The organism is Mesorhizobium sp. M0830 (genome assembly GCF_040319965.1).
Taxonomy (GTDB): Bacteria; Pseudomonadota; Alphaproteobacteria; order Rhizobiales; family Rhizobiaceae; genus Mesorhizobium.
In genome coordinates, this window is sequence record NZ_JAMYOR010000043.1 from 1 (window position 1) to 20,927 (window position 20,927).

At 64.3% G+C, this 20,927-nt stretch carries 17 protein-coding genes; 12 read left to right on the forward strand and 5 right to left on the reverse strand.

The window, feature by feature from the left end; all coding sequences use genetic code 11:
- The first annotated feature begins 244 nt into the window (after positions 1–244).
- Together NKI20_RS22750 and NKI20_RS22755 are read left to right on the forward strand one after the other, a co-directional pair.
- Positions 245–943 carry a GntR family transcriptional regulator gene (locus NKI20_RS22750; RefSeq protein ID WP_352834483.1) on the forward strand — a complete coding sequence of 233 codons (699 nt, stop codon included), beginning with the start codon at positions 245–247 and terminating at the stop codon, positions 941–943.
- Between the two features lie 615 nt (positions 944–1,558).
- Positions 1,559–2,914: a glutamine synthetase family protein gene (locus NKI20_RS22755; RefSeq protein WP_352834487.1), complete on the forward strand. Its 1,356-nt coding sequence runs from the start codon at positions 1,559–1,561 to the stop codon at positions 2,912–2,914.
- Positions 2,915–2,969: 55 nt separating this feature from the next.
- Here the strand turns inward: NKI20_RS22755 and NKI20_RS22760 are convergent, their stop codons facing one another.
- Complete coding sequence (locus NKI20_RS22760; RefSeq protein ID WP_352834490.1) at positions 2,970–3,659, reverse strand: SDR family NAD(P)-dependent oxidoreductase; 690 nt, start codon at positions 3,657–3,659, stop codon at positions 2,970–2,972.
- 156 nt (positions 3,660–3,815) lie between these two features.
- Complete coding sequence (locus tag NKI20_RS22765) at positions 3,816–4,676, reverse strand: MurR/RpiR family transcriptional regulator (RefSeq protein WP_352834493.1); 861 nt, start codon at positions 4,674–4,676, stop codon at positions 3,816–3,818.
- Positions 4,677–4,851: 175 nt separating this feature from the next.
- Between NKI20_RS22765 and murA the strand changes: the two genes are divergently transcribed.
- The 9 genes from murA (at position 4,852) to NKI20_RS22810 (ending at position 15,623) form a co-directional block, all read left to right on the forward strand.
- A complete protein-coding gene (gene murA / locus NKI20_RS22770) occupies positions 4,852–6,108 on the forward strand; it encodes a UDP-N-acetylglucosamine 1-carboxyvinyltransferase (RefSeq protein ID WP_352834496.1) in 1,257 nt (418 codons plus the stop codon).
- Positions 6,105–7,004, forward strand: coding sequence for a glucosamine kinase nucleotide-binding domain-containing protein (locus tag NKI20_RS22775; protein ID WP_352834499.1), 900 nt, complete (start codon positions 6,105–6,107; stop codon positions 7,002–7,004). Before murA ends, NKI20_RS22775 begins: the two co-directional genes overlap by 4 nt.
- A 157-nt stretch (positions 7,005–7,161) precedes the next feature.
- On the forward strand, positions 7,162–8,085 hold the full coding sequence (gene murQ, locus NKI20_RS22780; protein WP_352834502.1) for an N-acetylmuramic acid 6-phosphate etherase: 924 nt from the start codon (positions 7,162–7,164) through the stop codon (positions 8,083–8,085).
- A 96-nt stretch (positions 8,086–8,181) separates the two neighbouring features.
- On the forward strand, positions 8,182–9,699 hold the full coding sequence (locus tag NKI20_RS22785) for an ABC transporter substrate-binding protein (RefSeq protein ID WP_352834505.1): 1,518 nt from the start codon (positions 8,182–8,184) through the stop codon (positions 9,697–9,699).
- Positions 9,700–9,733: 34 nt separating this feature from the next.
- Positions 9,734–10,693: an ABC transporter permease gene (locus NKI20_RS22790; RefSeq protein WP_352834508.1), complete on the forward strand. Its 960-nt coding sequence runs from the start codon at positions 9,734–9,736 to the stop codon at positions 10,691–10,693.
- A complete protein-coding gene (locus NKI20_RS22795; RefSeq protein ID WP_352834511.1) occupies positions 10,693–11,532 on the forward strand; it encodes an ABC transporter permease in 840 nt (279 codons plus the stop codon). The genes NKI20_RS22790 and NKI20_RS22795 overlap by 1 nt, the downstream gene beginning before the upstream one ends.
- Positions 11,529–13,277: an ABC transporter ATP-binding protein gene (locus tag NKI20_RS22800; RefSeq protein WP_023758963.1), complete on the forward strand. Its 1,749-nt coding sequence runs from the start codon at positions 11,529–11,531 to the stop codon at positions 13,275–13,277. Before NKI20_RS22795 ends, NKI20_RS22800 begins: the two co-directional genes overlap by 4 nt.
- Positions 13,278–13,506: 229 nt before the next feature.
- The gene (locus tag NKI20_RS22805) at positions 13,507–14,508 is read left to right on the forward strand and encodes a serine hydrolase domain-containing protein (protein ID WP_352834515.1); all 1,002 of its coding nucleotides are present in this window, start codon (positions 13,507–13,509) and stop codon (positions 14,506–14,508) included.
- Positions 14,508–15,623 carry an anhydro-N-acetylmuramic acid kinase gene (locus NKI20_RS22810; RefSeq protein WP_352834517.1) on the forward strand — a complete coding sequence of 372 codons (1,116 nt, stop codon included), beginning with the start codon at positions 14,508–14,510 and terminating at the stop codon, positions 15,621–15,623. Before NKI20_RS22805 ends, NKI20_RS22810 begins: the two co-directional genes overlap by 1 nt.
- Here NKI20_RS22810 and NKI20_RS22815 read toward each other — a convergent pair whose 3' ends face one another.
- Genes NKI20_RS22815 through NKI20_RS22825 form a run of 3 tightly spaced genes read right to left on the reverse strand, consistent with a single transcriptional unit; the run spans position 15,624 to position 19,257 of the window.
- On the reverse strand, positions 15,624–16,049 hold the full coding sequence (locus tag NKI20_RS22815; RefSeq protein WP_352834520.1) for a GNAT family N-acetyltransferase: 426 nt from the start codon (positions 16,047–16,049) through the stop codon (positions 15,624–15,626).
- Positions 16,046–17,437 carry a sigma-54-dependent transcriptional regulator gene (locus NKI20_RS22820; RefSeq protein WP_352834523.1) on the reverse strand — a complete coding sequence of 464 codons (1,392 nt, stop codon included), beginning with the start codon at positions 17,435–17,437 and terminating at the stop codon, positions 16,046–16,048. Before NKI20_RS22820 ends, NKI20_RS22815 begins: the two co-directional genes overlap by 4 nt.
- Complete coding sequence (locus tag NKI20_RS22825) at positions 17,434–19,257, reverse strand: sensor histidine kinase (RefSeq protein WP_352834618.1); 1,824 nt, start codon at positions 19,255–19,257, stop codon at positions 17,434–17,436. Before NKI20_RS22825 ends, NKI20_RS22820 begins: the two co-directional genes overlap by 4 nt.
- A 328-nt stretch (positions 19,258–19,585) precedes the next feature.
- On the opposite strand from NKI20_RS22825, the gene NKI20_RS22830 reads away from it, so the two are divergent.
- On the forward strand, positions 19,586–20,914 hold the full coding sequence (locus NKI20_RS22830; RefSeq protein ID WP_352834525.1) for a dicarboxylate/amino acid:cation symporter: 1,329 nt from the start codon (positions 19,586–19,588) through the stop codon (positions 20,912–20,914).
- Positions 20,915–20,927: the final 13 nt, after the last annotated feature.

Below are 20,927 nucleotides of genomic sequence, written 5' to 3' on the forward strand. Positions count from 1 at the left end.
GCTTGCGTCCATCGCCGGTCTCCTTCCCGGCCAACAGAATCCCGCTTGGTTACCAGAACGTTAACGATTCATGATTTCGCCCTGGGCAGGGTGACGAGCTGGCTTGCCGCGCGACGACCGAAGCGTCTATCATGCGGCGATAAATCGCTGACTTGGCGTTCTCGCCGCGATCGGCCAGGCAGGATTATGCGCGGCTGTTGTCGCCAGGGTAGATTTCAGAACGAATGAAGCAGCGCCCCCGCCAATGGCCGACAAGACACAATTCGGGTTGACCGCCGTCGACACCGTTCCCCTGCATGAGAAAGTCTATCTGGAACTCGTGCGGGCGCTGATGTCCGGCCAGTTAGCGCCGGGCCAGAAGCTGACCTCGCGCAAGCTCGCCAAGGAGCTCGGCACCAGCGACATGCCGGTGCGCAGCGCCTTCATGCGGCTTCAGGCACTGCGCGCGCTCAGCCCACTGCCGAACGGCAGCGTGGAAGTGCCGGTCATTTCGGCCGAGCGGTTTTCGCAGTTGACCGCCGTGCGCACGATCCTCGAAGGCTCGGCGACCGAGATGGCGACAAAACGCATCAACGGCAACAATCTGCGGACGATCCGACGCCACTGCACTGACCTGACCCTGGCGGCCCGCAAAGGCGATATCGACGATTACCTGCGCAAGAACCACGACTTCAAATTCTCGATCTATCGCCATTGCGGCAACGAGCAGATGATCTTCCTGATCGAGACGGTGTGGATGCAGGTCGGCCCGTTTCTCAGGAACCTTGCCATGGGCTTCGAGGATGACCTCGCCTCCATTCTCGACATCGACTATCACGAGGAAGTCGTCGCGGCGATCAAGGCCCAGGATGGCGAGCGCGCGCGCGCGGCCATCGTGCGTGATATTGACGAAGGCGCCGCGCACATCCTTCAGCAGGCCAGATTTCCGGACGCTAGAGGTTAGAATGGATCACCCGACGCCTATCGTTCCTTTCAGCGGACTGTCGCAAAACCTTCGTGATTGGCTGAAGCCTCCCCAACGTCGTCATCCCTGGGCGAAGCAGGAGCGAAGCTCCGTCGCGGAGACCCCGGGATCCATGCCGCGACCTTGGTCGAAGAATGCAACGGAGCAGAATTCTGCAACGCAGCAACGCTCGGACATCGCGGCATGGATCCCTTGGGCTGCGAAGCAGCTCCAGGGGTCTGCGCCGCGTCGCTACGCTCCTTGCTCCGCCCGTGGATGACGACGTGACCGATGTTTCCGCCAATCGCCAAGGCATGCGGTTCGTCACCGTCAAGACTTTCTCGCCGAAGAAGCAGGCATCGGCCCAAGAGCTGGGGGCCGACATCACAGCCTGAATGCCCCTTGGCTTTCCGGCTTCTTGCCTCTATGTTGCGATCGCAGATCGCGCAATTGGTTTTTGAAATGCCTCCCGACATCCCAGCTAGTGAATTGAAAAAATAAGGAAAAGCCCTTGGCGACAGCCAGGTCCGTTTTTCGAAAACTCACAAGCTATCTTTACCGGGGACAATGCAGCCGATCAGGCTTGCGGGACCTTCAAAAACCAGAGGTTATAAATTGAGCGATGCAATTGCTGACGTTTTAAACTGGCTCGAAAGCAGAACCGACATCCAGAGCCTGAGGGCGGCGGTGTGCGATCTCAACGGCATCATGCGCGGCAAGCGCATTCCCGTCGAGCAGGCAAGGAAGGCGCTGGAAGGCAAGCTGCGCATGCCTTATTCGCTGATCGGGCTCGATGTCTGGGGCGAGGATATCGAAGGCAACACGCTGGTCTTCTCGACCGGCGATGCCGATGGGCTTTGCCAGTGGACAGGGCGCGGCATTCTGCCGGTCGCCTGGACGGCGCACCCGACGGCGCTCATCCCGCTCTGGCTCGCAGACGAAAGCGGCGCGCCCTATCTCGGCGACCCGCGACGGGCGCTGGCCCGCATCCTCGATCGCTACAAGGCTTTAGGCCTGACCCCGGTCGCGGCAACGGAACTCGAATTCTACCTCGTCGATCCGCAATCGCAGCGGCCGGTCGGACCTGTGTCACCGGTGACCGGGCGCCGTCTCGATTCCGATGCGGCGCTGTCCATCGACGAGATCGACGACTTCGAATCCTTCATCCATGACGTCTATGAGGCATGCCGGACGCAAGGCATTCCCGTCGACACGGCCATCGCCGAGAACGGTGTCGGTCAGTTCGAGATCAATCTGAATCATGTCGCGGATGCATTGCGGGCGGCTGACGATGCGGTGCTGTTCAAGCGCACGGTGAAGGGCATTGCCCGCAAGCACGGCTTTGCCGCTTGTTTCATGGCCAAGCCCTATGGCGACCGAGCCGGCAACGGCTTTCACGTCCATTTCAGCCTGGTCGACACCGAAGGCCGCAATGTCTTCGACGACGGCACCGATCAGGGTTCGGAGATCATGCGCCACGCGGTCGGCGGCCTGCTTGCGGCAATGGCCGAGAGCACGCTGGTGTTCGCACCGCACTTCAATTCGTACCGCAGGCTACGCCCACGGTCCTACGCGCCGACCGCCGTCGCCTGGGGTTACGAGAACCGCATGGTGGCGATCCGCATTCCCGGCGGACCGAGCGGTGCGCGCCGCATCGAGCATCGCGTTTCGGGAGCGGACGCCAATCCCTACCTGGTGCTTGCCGCCATACTGGGCGCCGCACTGATTGGCATTGAGAGACAGTTGTCGCCTGGCGATCCAACGGGTAGCGATGGCCAGGGACTTCCGCCGGCAAAGCTGCCACCGGACTGGGCTTCCGCCATCGCCGCCTTTGAAAGCGGAACGCATGTGGCGGAGATCTTTCCGGCGATCCTGCGCGACTCCTTCGTTGCCTGCAAACGCCAGGAGCTGAACACGTTCGCGCTGAATGTCAGCGATTTCGAGATCGAGACATACCTCGAGAGCGTCTGAGGCCAGACTCAAGGCTTGCACGATGCGGTCGCCCCTTGGGCGACCCGTTGGATTGTCAAAACGTCTCGACCCAGGGCCGAAGTTCAAGCTCCGAACTCCAGGCGCTACGATGCTGGCGATGGGCCGCGAGATAGGCCTCGGCGACGGCGTCCGGCGACAGGCGGCGGTCCGGCCGGTCCGGGTCACCGGGCTGACCGGGCGGCTCGATCGCCCCGTCGATGATGAAATGCACGACGTGGATGTTCCTCGGGGCGAGTTCGCGGGCCATGGACTGCGCCAGGCCGCGCAGGCCGAACTTCGGCATGGCAAAGCCGGCCGAGCCGGAAAATCCCTTCACACTGGCGGTGGCGCCGGTGAACAGGATCGATCCGGAACCCCGGACAAGGAGCCGACGCGCCGCCTGCTGGCCGACCAGGAAGCCGCCATAGGCGCCGACCAGCAATGCCTGTTTGACCGCTTCGGTATCGAGTTCGGCGATCGGGCCGCGCGTGCGCGCGCTGGCATTGAACACCACGAGCGCCAGCGGGCCGGCCTTGTCGGCGGCGTCGAACAGCTTGGCCACCGATGCGGCGTCGGCGACATCCGTCTCGACGGCAAGCGCACCGGTCTCGTCGACCAGAGCACTCAGCTTCTCCACGTTGCGGGCGGCCAGAACCACGCGAAAGCCTTCGCGGGTGAGAAGACGCGCAAGCGAGGCGCTCAAACCAGCGCCGGCGCCTGCGATGACGGCCACATCGGATGTCATGATTTTTCTCTCCTTGCGGATTTCGGCGGAAGCGTTTCGCCTGATTGGGCAGGGTCGCGCCTTCGCGGGTGACAGGCAAGAGATGGAATTGCTGCAGTTGTTGAGCCAGAAGGGCCGTGGGCCCGGCGTTGCGCGGTCCAAGTATCGCCTGTGGCGCTACGAAGGCCGTTCCGCCTTCAGCACCGAAACCGCCGCTTCGCTGTTGTGGACATACTCGTTGGCGTCCGGCTGCTTCTGCACCAGCAGGATGAACAGCAAGTCGGTCAGCGCCAATTGCGCGTCGCGCGCGGTGATCGAGGACGAGCGCGCCCGCTCCTCGTCGGCGATGGTGTAGAGGCAGATGTCTGCGACGCGGCTGAGCGGATTGTCGTGCAGGCCGGTGACCGCGATCACGGTCGTGCCGCGCTTGTACGCAAGCTCGGCGATGCGCAAGGTTTCGATGCTGGCGCCGGAATAGGAGAGTGCGAACAGCACGTCGCCTGGCCCGAGCGTCGAGACATTGGCCATCTGGATGTGGCTGTCGCTGTCATGCAGGACATTGCGGCCAAGCTTCATCAGCTTGTAGGAGAAATCGCGCGCCACCAGCGAGGAAGCGCCGACGCCGACCAGATGGATGCGGCGCGCGCCATCCAGCAATTCCAGCGTCCTGGAGATGATGCGCTCGGTGTTGGCGGCGACCGTGCGCTGCATCGACAGGAGCTTGCTGCCGATCAACTTCTTCAAAATGACCTGGTAGTTGTCGCCGACCTCGATCGACCCGTGGATCATGCCCGCCGGCACCTGCCATTCCTGCGCCTTGGCCTCGCTGACGGCGAGCTTGAGCTCCTGATAGCTGGCATAGCCGAGCTTCTGGCTGAACTTGACGACGCTCGACTGGCTGCGTCCGATCTCGGCGGCAAGAGCCGCCGTCGACAGGCGCAGCATCTGGTCGGGATTGTCGACGATGTACTGGCCGATCTCACGATCGCCAGGCGCCATGCCGTCGAGCTTCGCATTGATCCTGTTCAGAACTGACACGGATTCCCTCGCGCTTTCAGGTGACGGCAAAAGGAATAAAATATTCCAATTCCGATTGACAGCCAAGAACGTAGAATTAATTCTCGACCGATCGGGCCAAGATCCGGAATTCGGAGCAACATCTCCAGAGCGAGCCGCCCGTGTGTGGCCGGCTTTCGCACAAAGGTTTCAGACCATGGACAGATTGCGGATCGTCGGCGGACAAAGACTGGAAGGCGCGGTCACCATATCCGGCGCCAAGAACGCGGCTTTGCCGCAGATAGCGGCCGCGCTGCTCAGCCCCTACCCGGTCGAACTGACCAATCTGCCTGATGTGACCGACGTCGAAAACATGCTCGGCGTGGTGCGGCTTCATGGCGCCCAAGTGACGCGGTCGGCGCATGCCGCGACGATCGACACAAGTGCCGCCGTTTCCAAGGAGACCTCCTACGATACGGTGAGAAAGATGCGGGCGACGGTGCTGGTGCTGGCGCCGCTGCTGGCGCGTTTCGGTCATGCCCGAGTTTCGCTGCCGGGCGGCTGCGCGATCGGTGCGCGGCCGGTCGACATGCATGTCTCAGCACTCGCAGCACTGGGCGCCAGGATTGCCATCGAGAACGGTTCGATCGTCGCATCAGCGCCGAACGGGCTGACCGGCACGCGCATCGTCCTGAGCTCACCGTCGGTCGGCGCGACGGAAACCGCCATGATGGCGGCGACCTCGGCCAAGGGCGAAACCGAGATCCTCAACGCGGCCCGCGAACCCGAAGTGGCTGATCTCGCCGCTTGCCTCAACGCCATGGGCGCGCGCATCGAGGGTGCCGGAACGCACCGCATCCTGATTGCCGGCGACACGAGCTGGCATGCAGCTAGGCACGACATCATCCCGGACCGGATCGAGGCCGGCACCTATGCGATTGCCGCAGCGATCACCGGCGGCCAGCTAGAGCTGACCCACGCCCGGCTCGAGCACATGGCCTCGGTGGTGCAATTGCTGGAGGCCACCGGCGTCAGCGTCTGGCCCGGCGACCGCGGGCTTATCGTCTCGCGCGATAGGCCGCTCAAGGCTGTCGATCTCACCACGGAACCCTATCCCGGGTTTCCGACCGACCTTCAGGCGCAGTTCATGGCGCTGATGTGCTGCACTGACGGCGCATCGCTGCTACGTGAAACCATCTTCGAGAATCGCTTCATGCATGTTCCCGAATTGATGCGGCTCGGCGCCAACATCAAACTGCAGGGCACCACGGCGCTGGTGCGCGGCGGCGCGAAGCTGCACGGCGCGCAGGTGATGGCCACCGATCTACGCGCTTCAGTGTCGCTGGTGCTGGCGGCGCTGGTCGCCGAGGGAGAAACCATCATCAACCGGGTTTACCACCTCGACCGCGGCTATGAGCAACTGGACCACAAGCTGCGCCTGTGCGGCGCCGATATCGAGCGGCTGAGCGCATGAGCCCGGGGCGCTATTTTCTCGGCGTCGACGGAGGCGGCACCGGCTGTCGCGCCCGCATCGAGGACTCGGGTGGAACCGTGCTGGGACAAGGACTGTCGGGCCCGGCGACGACGCGGCTCGGCATCGACGCCGCCTGGGCGTCGGTCGCGAAAGCGTTTGGCACTGCGGTCGAAGAGGCGGGCTTCGGGGCTGCGGAGATCGCCCGGACGCACGCCGGCATCGCCCTTGCCGGCATCGGCCGCAAGGGCGCGCTGGAAGCACTCAGGGCGATCGCACATCCCTTCGCAAGCATCGATTTCGTCAGCGACGGCGTCGGCGCCTGCCTGGGCGCGCATTCGGGCCAGGACGGCGCCATCGTTATCGCCGGCACCGGTTCGATCGGCCTCGGCTTTGTCGACGGACGCGACCTGCGTGTCGGCGGCTACGGCTTTCCGATCTCCGACGAGGGCAGCGGTGCCGATCTCGGCCTGAAAGCCGTGCAGCTGGCGTTGCGCGCCCATGACGGCCGGCATGAGCGGACAGCACTTCTGGCAGAAGTGATGCAGCGTTTCGAGGACGATCCGATGGAAGCGGTCGCCTGGATGGACCGCGCCACTCCCACGGACTATGCCGCCCTGGCGCCGATGGTGATGCGCCACGCCGATCAGGGCGATCCAGTCGGACGGCGCATCGTGCAAAGTGCGGCCGAGCAGATCGATACGCTGGTGCGGGTGCTGTTCGAAAAAGGCGCGCCGCGTGTGGCCTTGCTCGGCGGCCTCGCCAGCGCGCTCGAACCGTGGCTCTCCCCCGATGTCCGGCGCCGGCTGAAACCTGCTGACGGCGATGCCGTGTCCGGCGCGATCATTCTTGCCAGGAGGTCCCTTCACCGACATCAGCGTCTTGCCACGAAGGAATAAAATATTCCAGATTTCTGTTGACGATACGAATATCCAATTCTAAAAAGTTAACAGAGAAAACAGGGTAGCAAGGACGGGCTCTTGGCCCGTATATGCCGCTCCCGATCGGCGAGCCATGCTCATCCGGCTGTGCCGCGTGGCTCTTGAAAGCACTGGGATGACGGAGCAAGGGTTGATGTCTGAGCTGGACCGGCTGGTCTCCGAAGGCCGGAACCCGAGGACGATGGACATCGACCTGCTGCCGACCATAGACGTCCTGCGCAAGATCAATGACGAGGACAAGGCTGTTGCGGCGGCTGTCGAAAAGGTCCTGCCTGAAATCGCTGCTGCGGTGGACCGTATCGTGCTTGCCTTCCAGAGAGGCGCGCGGCTCGTCTATATGGGCGCCGGCACCAGCGGCCGGCTTGGCGTTCTCGATGCATCGGAGTGTCCGCCCACCTTCGGCGTGCCCGAAGGCATGGTGGTCGGCCTGATCGCCGGCGGTCCCGACGCCCTGGTGCGGTCGACGGAAGGCGCCGAGGACGATCCGAAAATGGGCGCCAAGGCATTGCGGGAGATCACGCTCACAGCAGACGACGTGGTGGTCGGCATCGCGGTCAGCGGCCGCACGCCCTATGTCATCGGCGGATTGAACTATGCCCGGCAGGTGGGCGCAACGACGGTCGCCCTGTCCTGCAATCCGGCCTCGACCATCGCCGACATCGCCGACATTGCCATCTCGCCGGTTGTCGGCCCGGAAGTGCTCACCGGCTCGACCCGGCTGAAGTCGGGAACCGCGCAGAAGCTGGTGCTCAACATGCTGACCACTGCCTCGATGATCCGCATCGGCAAGAGTTACCAGAACCTGATGGTCGACCTTAACCCGTCGAACAAGAAGCTTGTCGCGAGGGCGATCAGGATCGTCATGCAGACGACCGGCTGTAGGGCGCAACAGGCAAAACAGGCGCTCGGCCAAACCGGCAACGATGTGAAACTGGCGATCCTGGTGACGATCACCGGCACGGGTGTCGAGGAGGCGCGCGCGGCTCTCGGCAAGGCCGGCGGGTTCCTGCGAAAGGCAATCAGCGACATGACGGCATGAGCCGCATAGACTGGGCCGATGGTCCAAAGCATGTGTGTCTTGGAAGCAGTCGGCAGAACTGCAAGGCATCGAGTCAAATCACAAAGGGAGACGAAAATGGCAAGGCATCTCACAAGAACACTGCTTTCAGGTATCACGCTGGCCGCGATGCTCGGCATTGCGACGGTTTCGAGCCACGCGGCAACGCTGCACATGGCCTGGTCACAGGACGCCACGGGACTTGATCCGCACAAGCAGACGGCCTTTTCGTCGCTGCGGCTGCTGGAACTGATCTATGAGCCGCTGGTGCGGGTCGACGCCAGCCTGCAGATCATCCCTGCCATCGCCACCTCCTGGGAGTTCACCAAGGACGGCAAGGAGCTGACCTTCAAGCTCGACCCCAAGGCGAAATTCCAGGACGGCGCCGCCGTGACCTCGGCCGACGTCAAGGCATCGTTCGAACGCATCCTCGACGAGAAGACGGGGGCTGCGGCTCGTGCCAACTTTCTGTCGATCGCAAGCATCGATACGCCGGATGCAGCGACTGTCGTGTTCCATCTTTCGCAGCCCGATGCGCCCATCCTGACCGCGATGAGCGACGTCAACGCTGCCATCGTCCCGGCCGGCGAAATCAAGGCCGGCTCGATCGGCACCAAGGCTTTAGGCTCGGGACCCTTCAAGCTCGACAAATGGGATCCCAACGCAAAGGAGGTCTTGAGCGCCAACAAGGATTGGGCCGGGGGCGCAACCGGTGTCGACGGCATCGAAATCAGCGTGCTTCCCGATGAAGCGGCGATCCTGGCCGCCATGCGCACCAAGCAGATCGATTTCGCGCTGCTCAACGACCCGCTCGTCGCCACGCTGGTGCCGAAGGAATCCAGCCTGCAGTTGAACCGCGTGCCGGTGCTCGCCTATCACGTGCTGCAGCTCAATCCGTCGCGCAAGCCGATGACCGAGCTCAAGGTGCGCCAGGCCATCTCCTGCGCCATCGATCGCCAGGAAGTGCTGGACACCGCTTCGCTGGGCGAAGGCAAGGTCACCGGGCCACTGACCATTCCGGCGCTCGCGACCGACCCGAGCCAGTTGTTCTGCTACAAGCGCGACGTCGAAAAGGCAAAGAAGCTGATGCAAGAGGCCGGCTATGCCGACGGCTTTTCGGCGACCGTTATCGGCGCCACCGGCGAACCGCCGACGGCAGCGGCGGAGGCCCAGGTCATCCAGTCGCAGCTCGCCGAAATCGGCGTCAAACTCGACATCAAGATGATGGAGCTCAACGTCTATGTCGATGCCTGGCTGAAGGGCGACTTCGACATGGCGATCGCCTTGAACGGCGGCCGCGCCGATCCCTACACGATGTACAACCGCTACTGGACCAAGGCGGGCAATCTGCAGAAGGTGGCGAACTACATCGACGACACGCTCGACAGCCAGATGCAGCAGGGCCGCGCCGAAACCGATCCGGCTAAACGCAAGGCGATCTTCGCCGCGTTCGAAAAGCATCTCACCGAAATGTCGCCATGGATCTGGCTCTACACGTCCTATAGCTATACGGCCCAGCAGAAGAACATCGCCGGGTTCGTGCCGACGCCCACCGGCACGCTGTTCAGCCTGAGCAAGGTTACCATTCAGCCGTAGTCGCCGCAGGCATTGGACGAGAGGACTTCTTCGCGTGAATTATCTGATGCGACGACTGCCGACGTTTCCTCTCGTCCTGCTTGGCGTATCCGTCCTGATCTTCGTGGCGATCCGGATGGTGCCGGGCGATTCGATCACGGCGATGCTGGGCACCGAAGCCGGGCTGCTGACGCCGGCACAGCGCGACTCGCTCGCCGCCTATTTCGGCACCGACCAGCCCTGGTTCGTCCAGTACTGGCGCTGGATAGGCGGCATCCTGCATGGAAATCTCGGCATCTCGGTCACCTATGGCAGGCCGGTGCTCGACGTCATCCTCGAGCGCTTTCCACTGACGCTTGAACTGGCCGTTCTATCGATGGTCATCGCGCTCGCTGCCGGCATGCCGGCCGGGATCTATGCCGCCACGCACAACGAGAAGCTGTCCGATTTGGGAGTGCGCATCGTCGCCATGATCGGCCAGTCGACGCCGAGCTTCGTGCTAGGCCTGCTGATCATCTACACGCTCTCGGCCGGCTTCGGCGTGCTACCGGCGATGGGCGAATTCGCGCCGCTCTGGCAGGATCCCTTGCGCAATCTCAGCCAATTGATCCTGCCCGCCATCACGCTCGGCTTCGCCTTCGCGGCGTCGGTCACCCGCATATCGCGCTCTGCCATGCTCGATGTGTTGAGCGACGACTATGTGCGGACCGCGCGCAGCAAGGGCGCCTCGGCGCGCAGCGTCATCTGGCGGCACGCTCTGCCCAACGCGCTCATCCCGGTCGTGACGCTGAGCGGCATCGAGTTCGGCTACCTCCTGGGCGGCGCGGTGATCGTCGAGCAGATCTACGCGCTGCCCGGCCTCGGTCGCATGGTGCTGGACGCGATCCAGCAGCGCGACTACGCGCTGGTGCAGGGCAGCGTGCTGTTCATCGCCTTGAACTTCATGATCGTCAATCTTCTGGTCGATCTCGCCTATGTCGCGCTCGATCCGCGCATCCGGCTTGGAGACTCCTGATGCGCATCCTGCGCGCCATCTTCGGCCACGGCAGCGGCCGCATCGGCGGCGTCATCGTCGGCGCCTATATCACGGTCGCCATCCTCGCCATGCTGGGGCTGACGCCGCACAATCCCATCACGCAGTACCGCGTCGACCGACTGCATGCCCCCAACGGCGTCTACTGGATGGGTACCGACCTGTTTGGCCGCGACGTGGCCAGCCGGCTGATGGCAGGCATCGGCCAGTCCTTCACGGTCGCCTTCTTTTCGGTGGCCTTCGCCGCTCTGGCTGGCACCGTGCTCGGGCTGGCCGCCGCCTGGCTCGGCCGCCGCTGGGACGGTGCTGTCATGCGGATCATGGATGTGCTGCTGGCCTTCCCGGCCATCCTTTTGGCGCTGCTCATCGTCACCGTCGCTGGACCCGGCACTTGGACCAGCGTCGTTGCCATCGGCATCGTCTACACTCCGATATTCACCCGCGTGGTGCGTGGCCCTGCACTGTCGCTCAAGGCGCGTGAATTCGTCGATGCCGCACGCACCTTCGGCAGCAGTTCCGGCTACATCGTGACGCGCCATCTGCTGCTCAATCTGGTGGCGCCCTTGACCGTGCAGGTGACGCTGGCGCTGGCATGGTCGCTTTTGACCGAAGCCGGTCTGAGCTTTCTTGGCCTCGGCACACAGCCGCCGGCGGCCTCGCTCGGCCTGATGCTGAGCGACAGCCGCAATCTGATGGAGACCGCCCCCTGGCTGATGATCTTTCCGGGCCTGACGATCATGATCAGCATCCTCGGCTTCAACCTGCTTGGCGATGCCCTGCGCGATATCCTCGACCCGAAGATGCGGAGAGCGCCGGCATGATGCCGCTGCTGTCCGTTCGCGACCTGCGCGTTGGCTTCGGCCGCGATCCGCAAGCCAACGAGGTGGTGCGCGGCATAAGCTTCGATCTGGCTGATGGCGAGACGCTGGCCATAGTCGGCGAAAGCGGCTCGGGCAAGTCCGTCACCGCGCTCTCGATCAACCGCCTCATCGATTTCGGCGGCGGCCGCATCACCGGCGGCGCCATGACGCTGAAACGCGCCGACGGCAGCCTTTTCGACCTGATGACCGCGACCGAACCGCAACTGACCGGCATTCGCGGCGCCGAGATCGGCATGATCTTCCAGGAGCCGATGACCTCGCTCAACCCGGTGCTGACTATCGGCTGGCAGATCGAGGAATCCTTTCGCCTGCACCGCGGCCTGACCGGCAGGCAAGCCACGGCAGCGGCCAAGGATGCGCTCGACCGCGTGCGCATTCCCGATGCCGCGCGGCGGCTGAAATACACGCCCAACCAGCTGTCGGGCGGCATGTTGCAGCGGGTGATGATCGCCATTGCCCTGGCCTGCAATCCGCGCCTGCTGATCGCCGACGAGCCGACGACGGCACTCGACGTGACGGTGCAGGCGCAGATCATGGCGCTGCTTGCCGAACTGAAGCGGGAAACCGGCATGTCGATGATCTTCATCACGCACGACATTGGCCTGGTCGCCGGCATCGCCGACAAGGTGATGGTGATGCAGAACGGCCAGGCCGTCGAGCAAGGCGAGTTGAACCAGATCCTCGACAATGCGCAGCATCCCTATACGCAGCATCTGCTGCAGGACGTGCCGCATTTCACCAATGGGAGCACAACGCGTTCGGACGGACGGCGCGACAAGGTCGCGAGCCACGAGCCGGCCTTGAAGGTCGACGGCCTCGTGGTGCGGTTTCCTCTCAAGAGCCGTTTCTTCAGCCGCGCCACCGGCGCCGTGCATGCCGTCGACGGCGTCGATTTCGACCTGATGCCGGGCGAAACATTGGCCATCGTCGGCGAGAGCGGTTCAGGCAAATCGACCACCGCGCGTGCCGTCCTGGGGTTGGTGCGGTCGACGCGCGGCAGCTTCTCGGTCGGCGCTAGAAAAGCGTCTGCTCAGCAAAGCGCCCTGCCCGTGCAGATGGTGTTCCAGAACCCCTACGCGTCGCTCAATCCGAGGCTCAGCATCGAGAGCATCCTGGCCGAACCGGTGATCGCCACCGGCGGTCGGGTCGATGCCGGAACGCGGGCCAGGATGGCGAGCCTGCTGGAACGCGTCGGCCTGCCGAAAAACAGCCTGGAGCGCTACCCCCATGAATTCTCCGGCGGCCAGCGGCAAAGGCTGTGCATCGCCCGCGCACTGATGCTCAACCCTTCCGTCGTCGTCCTCGACGAAGCCGTGTCCGCCCTAGATGTCTCGGTACAGGCGAAAGTGCTGGAGCTGCTGGTCGATTTGCAGCGCGAGTTCGGGCTAGCCTATCTGTTCATCTCGCACGACATGGCGGTCGTCGAGCGGATCGCGCACAGGATCGCCGTCATCTATGCCGGCCAGATCGTCGAGATCGGTGACGCGACCTCGGTGCTGTCGCAACCGAAGCATTCCTATACCAAAAAACTCATTGCCGCCGTTCCGACCATCGACCGACGGCACGAGCATTTCGAGCTTGATACGCGCCAGGTTCCCTCGCTTGTGCGGCCGCAGGGGTTTGAGCCGGCTCCGGCGAAATGGGAGCAGTTTGGGCGGGATCATATGGCGAGGGTGGAAGGGTGATGGGTGGTGCGCAGACACTTCTAAACTCGGAGGGACAGCACCCCCCTCTGCCCTGCCCGGCATCTCCCCCGCAAGGGGGGAGATCGGATGTCGCCTCGGCTTTCGCCAATCTCCAAGATTGGAAGGTTGGCGGGACATCAACGCTGCCAATCTCCCCCCTTGCGGGGGAGATGTCCGGCAGGACAGAGGGGGGTGTGACGGATCACGGCCTCTCGGACGGAGGCCAACATTGAACCACCTCTCCCAACTCTTCAATCGCGCATTCCAACCGCTAGCAACGGCAGTTTCCACCAAGCGCATACCCGGCGGCGTGCTCGGCATCGCCGATAAAAACGGCGGCCGCATCATCCGATCGATCGGCTCGGCCCAGCTAGTGCCGAAGCACCGCCCCATGCGGGACAACACCTGGTTCGACCTGGCATCGCTAACTAAGGTCATCTTCACAACGCCGCGCATCCTGGCACTGGCGGAAGATGGGGTCATCGATCTCGATGCGCCGCTGGTCTCGGTGCTGCCGGACCTGCGCCAGTATGATGCCGAAGCCTGGGAGCGGAAGGTGACGTTTCGGCAGTGCCTCGGCCACCAGACGCCCTTTCCGGCGGTCGAGCCGATCTACACGTATGGGCGCGACCCCGAACTGCTGCGCGCCTTCGTCCTGCAGCGCGAATGGCGGGCCCGCGACCCGGTCTATTCCGACATCAACTTCATCCTGCTCGGCTTTGCGCTGGAGCGGCTGTCGGGGAAAACGATCCGGAACATGGATCCCGGCCCCGGATTCGCCTGGTCCGCCGAACCGGATGCTGCCGCCGCGACCGAGGACTGCACCTGGCGCCATCGCGTGCTGTCCGGCGAGGTCCACGACGACAATTGCTCGGCGCTGCAAGGCGCGGGTCACGCCGGCCTGTTCGGAACAGCCGCTTCGGTGCTGGATTTCGCGCAAGGGCTGCTGAGCGACGCATCCGAACGTTCGATCGCGCTGATGCGCACGCCGCTGTCGGCCACCCGCACCCATGGCTGGGAGCGCCCCTATGAAGGCTGGTCCGGCGGGACCTTGTGCAGTCCGGGCACTATCGGCCACACCGGCTTTACCGGCACGGGACTGTGGATCGACTTCGACGGAGGCAAGGCCTGGACCTTGCTCACCAACCGGATCCATCCGACACGTCATTTCGACAGTGGAATCGGTTCGCTTCGGCAGGCGGTCGGCGATCTCGTCAATGGAGCTCAATAATGGAACCAATCTGGGCCGTCGGCCTGATGACCGGCACCGTGCTGGACGGCAACATCGACGTCGCACTGATCAAGACCGATGGCGAACGGATCGACGATTTCGGCACCTATCGGCTGATGCCTTATCCCTCGTCGATCCGCACCCTGCTGGAAGAGACTCTGATGGAGGCACGGGCCTGGAACTTCACCGGGCCGGAGCCGGCGATCTTTCGCAAGGCGGAGGAAGCGCTGACGCGAGCCCAGTCGGCGGCGGTCAGGGAATTGGTCGAAGGCTATGGCATGACGATGGCCGACATCGGTGTCGTCGGCTTTCACGGCCAGACGGTGCTGCATCGTGCGCCGCAGGCCGGACGGTTGGGCCAGACCCGGCAGCTCGGCGACGGCGAGTTGATGCACGCCATCTTGGGCACCAAGGTCGCCTACGATTTCCGTTCGGCCGACATGCGCGCAGGCGGGCAAGGCGCGCCCTTGGCCGCTGTCTATCACACGGCGCTGATGCGCAGCGCCGGCGCCAATGGCGAGGTGGCGGTGCTCAATCTGGGCGGCGTCGCCAACATCACATGGTGGGATGGAGCCGACAATGTCGTTGCTTTCGATACCGGCCCCGCCAATGCGCCGCTCAACGATTTCATCAAATCGAAAGGGCTCGGCGAAATGGACCGCGATGGCACGCTTGGCCGTGCGGGCAAGGTCGACGAGGCCCGGCTCGCCAAGCTGTTGCAGCACCCCTATCTGAGCAAAGCCTATCCCAAATCGCTGGACCGTTTCGACTTCGGTGCCGCGATGGCGGGCGGTTTGAACGCCGAAGACGGTGCTGCCCTGCTCACCGCCTTCACCGCTGCCGCCGTCGGCAAGGCGCTCGATCTTTTGCCGCGCCGGCCCAGAAAGCTGGTGGTCAGCGGCGGCGGGCGCCACAACCCGACGATGATGGCGATGCTCGCCAGCCGCGCCGGCGTCGAGGTGGTGCAGGCCGAAACTCTGGGCTGGAGCGGGGACGCGGTCGAGGCGGAGTGCTTCGCCTTCCTCGCGGTTCGCGTGCTGCGCGGCCTGCCGATCAGTTTTCCGAGCACTACCGGCGCACCGCAGCCGATGCGCGGCGGAAGGCTGGCCGGGTAGTCAGCCAACCAGTCTCTTTTGCAGGAAGATGCGGCTGCGGCCGACCGGGAAATCGGCCAGCGTGCCGAAGGGCCGATAGCCCTGGCGCTGATAGACCTTGGCGGCGTTTGGATTGAAGGTATCGATCCAGGCATTGTTGCAGCCGCGCGCAACAGCTTCCTGTTCGGCCGCGTCCAACATAGTGCCGGCCACGTGCTGGCCGCGCAGCCTCTCATCGACCCACAGCCATTGCACATAGAGCCAGCCCCAGGCGGTGTAGCCCGAAATGCCGGCAACGACCGCACCGGCCTCGTCGCGCACGAACACGGCCAGGGCCTTCCTTTCGGAAGCACCGACATCGCCATCGTTGAACGCCGTCAGACGCTCGCCGAGAAAGGTGAGTTCTTCCGGCAGGGGATTTGCCGTCGTTTCAAGTGTCGTCTTCATATCGATCCCCGAACAGGGTGCGCGTCCTGATCGCCGCCATTGCGAAATTCGGACGCGGCGATGCCGTAGCGCTTGAGCTTGTCGTAGAAGGTCTTGCGCGGCACGCCGAGCGCGTCGATGGCGCTGCGCACATCGCCACCATGGTCGCGCAGCGCATCGCGGATGAGTTCTGCCTCATAGAGGCCGACCCGTTCGGGCAGCGTCGCCTCCGGTTCTGGTACGCGGGTGGGAACCACTTTCATCTCGTCGTCCGGGCCGAGGCCGAGCGCGACGCGATCGGCAAAATGGGCTAGCTCGCGCACATTGCCCGGCCAGGCATGCGACTGGAGATGGTCGCTGACCGCCGCGTTCACCTTCGGGACGGGCCGTCCGAACCGTTCCGAGGCCTTGCCGAGGAAATGCCCGAACAGCATCGGGATGTCGCCGCGCCGCTCACGCAGGGGCGGGATCCGCAGCGTCACCACGTTGAGGCGAAAATACAGGTCCTCGCGAAAGTCGCCGCGCCGGTCTGGCCGGCCGAGATCGACCTTGGTCGCGGCGACGACCCTGAGGTCGACGCGGCGGGTCTCGTTCGAGCCAAGCGGTGTCACGCTGCGCGTTTCGAGCACCCGCAGCAGCTTGACCTGGAGGGCTGGCGGCATGGATTCGATCTCATCGAGAAACAGCGTGCCGCCGCTGGAATGCTCGATGCGGCCGATGCGCCGCCGCTGCGCGCCGGTGAACGCTCCGGCCTCGTGACCGAACAGTTCGCTTTCTATCACGGTCTCCGGCAGGGCGCCGCAATTCAGTGCCACGAAGGGTTTTGCCCGCCGCCGCCCCCATCTGTGCAGGAGGTCCGCCACCACTTCCTTGCCGGTTCCAGTCTCCCCTTCGACCAGCACGTCGACATCCATGTCGGCGATCTGGCGCAAGGTCTCGCGCAGGCGCCGGATGGCGGGCGCTTCACCGATCAGCGGCAAGCCGTCGGCGGCTTGTGCGGCGGCCTCGCGCAGCCGCCGGTTCTCCATCACCAGCCGCCGCTTCTCCGATGCCCGTTTCAGCGCCTCGACTAGGCGATCGCCGGCATAGGGTTTCGGGATGAAATCGTAAACGCCGTCCTTGAGCGCGGCCACCGCAAGATCGACATCGCCATGGCCGGTGACCAGGATCACAGGTATGTCCGGATCGATCGCCTTGATGCGGTCGAACAGTTGCAGACCGTTCATGCCCGGCATGCGGATGTCGCTGACGACCACGCCCTCAAAATTCCCATCGACGACATCAAGCGCAGCCCCGGCGGCGTCGAGCGCCACCACGGTGAAACCGGCAAGCTCGAGCAATTGCGTGGTGGCGTGAAGCAGGTCCGCATCGTCGTCGACGAGCGCCACCAGCCCTGATCGGTCCGTCATTCTATCCGCCTCAGGTCGATGGTGAAGGATGCGCCGCTGGCGCTGCCGGGGGCGCTGGCGCTGCCGGGATCGAGTCGCAGCGTGCCGCCGAGTTCCTGGGCGATCTCCTGCGAAATCACCAGTCCGAGGCCAAGCCCCTTTTCTTTCGTGGTCTGGAACGGCATGAACAGACTGCCGGCGGCCTCCGACCCAAGGCCAGGGCCGTTATCGCGCACCGAAATCAGCACCCGATCGTCGCGCTCGGCGAGTTCAATCTCGATGCGGGGATCAGGCTGGTCCTTCATGGCGTCGAGCGCATTCTGCAACAGATTGACCAGGATCTGCTCCAGCCGGATGCGGCTCGCCATGACGACCGGCGACGCGTTGCCACGCGGCTTGACGATGGTCACGCCGGAATCGCGGATGCGGCCGGACAGCAGCGACAGCGCGCCGTCGATCGCCTCGCGCACCGGCAGCGGCGAGGCGGCGACGCCTGGCCGGCGGGCGAAGGTGCGTAAGGTACTGGTGATCGCGCCGATACGTTCGGTCATCGAGACGATCGACGTCAGATTGCCGCTGGCCGGCACGGTCTTGCCGCTGTCTAGAAAGCGGCCGGCATTCTCGGCATAGGTGCGGATGGCGGCGACCGGCTGGTTGATCTCATGCGCCACGCCGGCCGCGATCTGGCCGAGGATGGAAAGCCGGTTGGCCTGGGCGAGGTCGTCACGCAGCCGGCGGACCTTGGCTTCGGCGTTCTCGCGCTCGGCGATTTCGCCGGCAAGTGCGGCGTTGGAGCGCGTCAGCTCGGCCGTCCGCATGCTGACCCGGCTCTCCAGTTCGACATTCATCCGCGCCAGCGCTTCCTGCCTCAGCCGGTGGGCGCGCCGGCGCCGGGTAAGCACAAAGGTTAGCAAGCCCATCAGCAGCAAGCCGAGCAGCGTGGTGAGGCGCGCCGTGTTGGCGGCGGCGGAGAGAGCAGCATCGGCGGGCGTCAGCAGCCAGAGACGCCAACCGGGGACAGCACCCGGCAGGTCCTGCACCACCTCGACGAACTGGCGCTGCTTGCCGGCACTTTCGATCGTCGCCAGGCCGTCACCAGCGCCGCGTCGGATCGGCAGGGGTTTGAAGCCGGCATCGGCCAGCTGGAGCTGCTCGTGGGCAGCGGCGGTGTCCTGCGCGGAGAGTGGTGCGAGGGCACGAAACCGCCAGTCGGGCTGACTGGTAGCCAGCACCACGCCACGTTCATCGGTGACGAAGACGAGAAAGCCGCTGGAGCGCCAATTGGCTTCGACGCTGTCTAGCTCGACCTTCAACACCGCCACGCCAAGCGGCTTGGCGCCATCGTCGACCCGGCTGGCCAGGTAAAGGCCTGGCTTGCCGCTGATCGTGCCGAGGCCATATTGGCTGGCGGCACCCTGCGCCATGGCCTCCTGAAAATAGTGCCGAAAATTATAGTCAATGCCGACAAAGCTGGTCGGCTCGCCGGCATTGCTGGCTGATATGGCGATGCCTGCCGTGTCGATGACATAGATGGCGGACGCCGAGGCATCGCCGGCAATCGCCTTGAGCTTGTCGTCTAGGGCCTTTTCTTGCATTTTTCCGGCTCGGCGCAGAGCGCCGCGTACAGCGTCGTCACGTGCCAGCACCAAGGGAACCAGGCGCTGCTTTTCGATTTCGCCGGTCAGCGTCCCCGCCGCCAGCGGCAGGGCAGCTAGTGCTGTGTCGCGCAGATTGTCTGCCGCTTGGCCGGAGGCAATGCGCCCGGCAATTGCGATCGCGCCAGCCAGGAGGGCAAGGGCGGCCACCACGACAAGCCAGCGGCCATCGCGCAGCCGGGCCATCGCCTCGCGCAGCAATTCACGGCCGGCAAACCCTTGGGGTTCGCTATCGGTGCCTGCTTGCGACGTCTGCCCTCTCCTCTTCCTCAAGCCTTCCCGACTTCCCGGCCAGTGTAATGCGAAAATCCGCCCAGGCAAACGCCGCCTGTGCGGAAATCCGCACAGGCATCGCCCGCATGACCTCGCACAAAGGCGGAAATGCCGGGATTCCGGCCTTTCCGCGAACTGGCACAGCGCTTGCAAATCCTTGCAGCGGCGTGCGACCGGAGCGCCGCGATGGGAGAAGTCACGCAGGGCGGCGCATTCCGCCCCATCCGGCAGGGAGAGTTCGATGCACATCGCAGATCATTCAGGCGCGGTCTCCGCACGGCGCAAGCCTTTCTATGCCCAACTCTACGTGCAGGTGCTCGTCGCGATCACCGTCGGCATCCTGCTCGGCCATTTCTATCCGTCGGTCGGCGAAAGCATGAAGCCGCTCGGCGACGCCTTCATCAAGCTGGTCAAGATGATCATCGCCCCGGTCATCTTCCTGACCGTGACGACGGGCATTGCCGGCATGAGCGACCTGCAGAAGGTCGGGCGTGTCGCCGGCAAGGCGATGCTCTACTTCCTCACCTTCTCGACGCTGGCGCTGATCATCGGCCTTGTCGTGGCCAATGTCGTGCAGCCGGGCGCCGGCTTCAACATCGACCCGGCGACGCTCGATGCCTCGACCGTCAACACCTATGCCGCAAAGGCGCACGACCAGTCGGTCACCGGCTTCCTGATGAACATCATCCCGACGACGATCGTCGGTGCCTTTGCCGACGGCGACATCCTGCAGGTGCTGTTCTTCTCGGTGCTGTTCGGCATTGCGCTGGCGCTGGTCGGCGACAAGGGCACGCCCGTCCTCAATTTCCTGCAGGCGCTGACGACGCCGATCTTCAAGCTGGTCAGCGTGCTGATGAAGGCAGCCCCGATCGGCGCTTTTGGCGCCATGGCGTTCACCATCGGCAAATACGGCATCGGCGCGGTCATCAACCTCGCCATGCTGGTCGGCACTTTCTACGTGACGTCGTTCCTGTTCGTCTTCGTCGTGCTGGGTGCGGTCTGCCGCTACAACGGATTCTCCATCCTGTCCCTGATCCGCTACATCAAGGAAGAGTTGTTGCTGGTGCTGGGCACCTCATCGTCGGAGGCAGCCCTGCCCTCGCTGATGGAGAAGATGGAGAAGGCCGGCGCCAAGCGCTCGGTGGTCGGTCTGGTCATTCCGACCGGCTATTCGTTCAACCTCGACGGCACCAACATCTACATGACGCTGGCTGCGCTGTTCATCGCGCAGGCAACCAACATCCACCTGTCGATGGGCGACCAGATCCTGCTGCTGCTGGTTGCGATGCTCTCGTCCAAGGGTGCCGCCGGCATCACCGGGGCAGGCTTCATCACCCTTGCCGCCACGCTTTCGGTGGTTCCGGCGGTGCCGGTCGCCGGCATGGCGCTGATCCTCGGCGTCGACCGATTCATGTCGGAGTGCCGGGCGCTGACCAACTTCGTCGGCAATGCCGTCGCCACGCTGGTTGTGGCGCGCTGGGAAGGCGAACTCGACGAGGCCAAGCTGGCGAGAGCGCTGGCGGGCACCGCGGATGACAACCTGCCGGCGGATGTCGTTCCCGCCGAGTAATAATCCGTCCGGT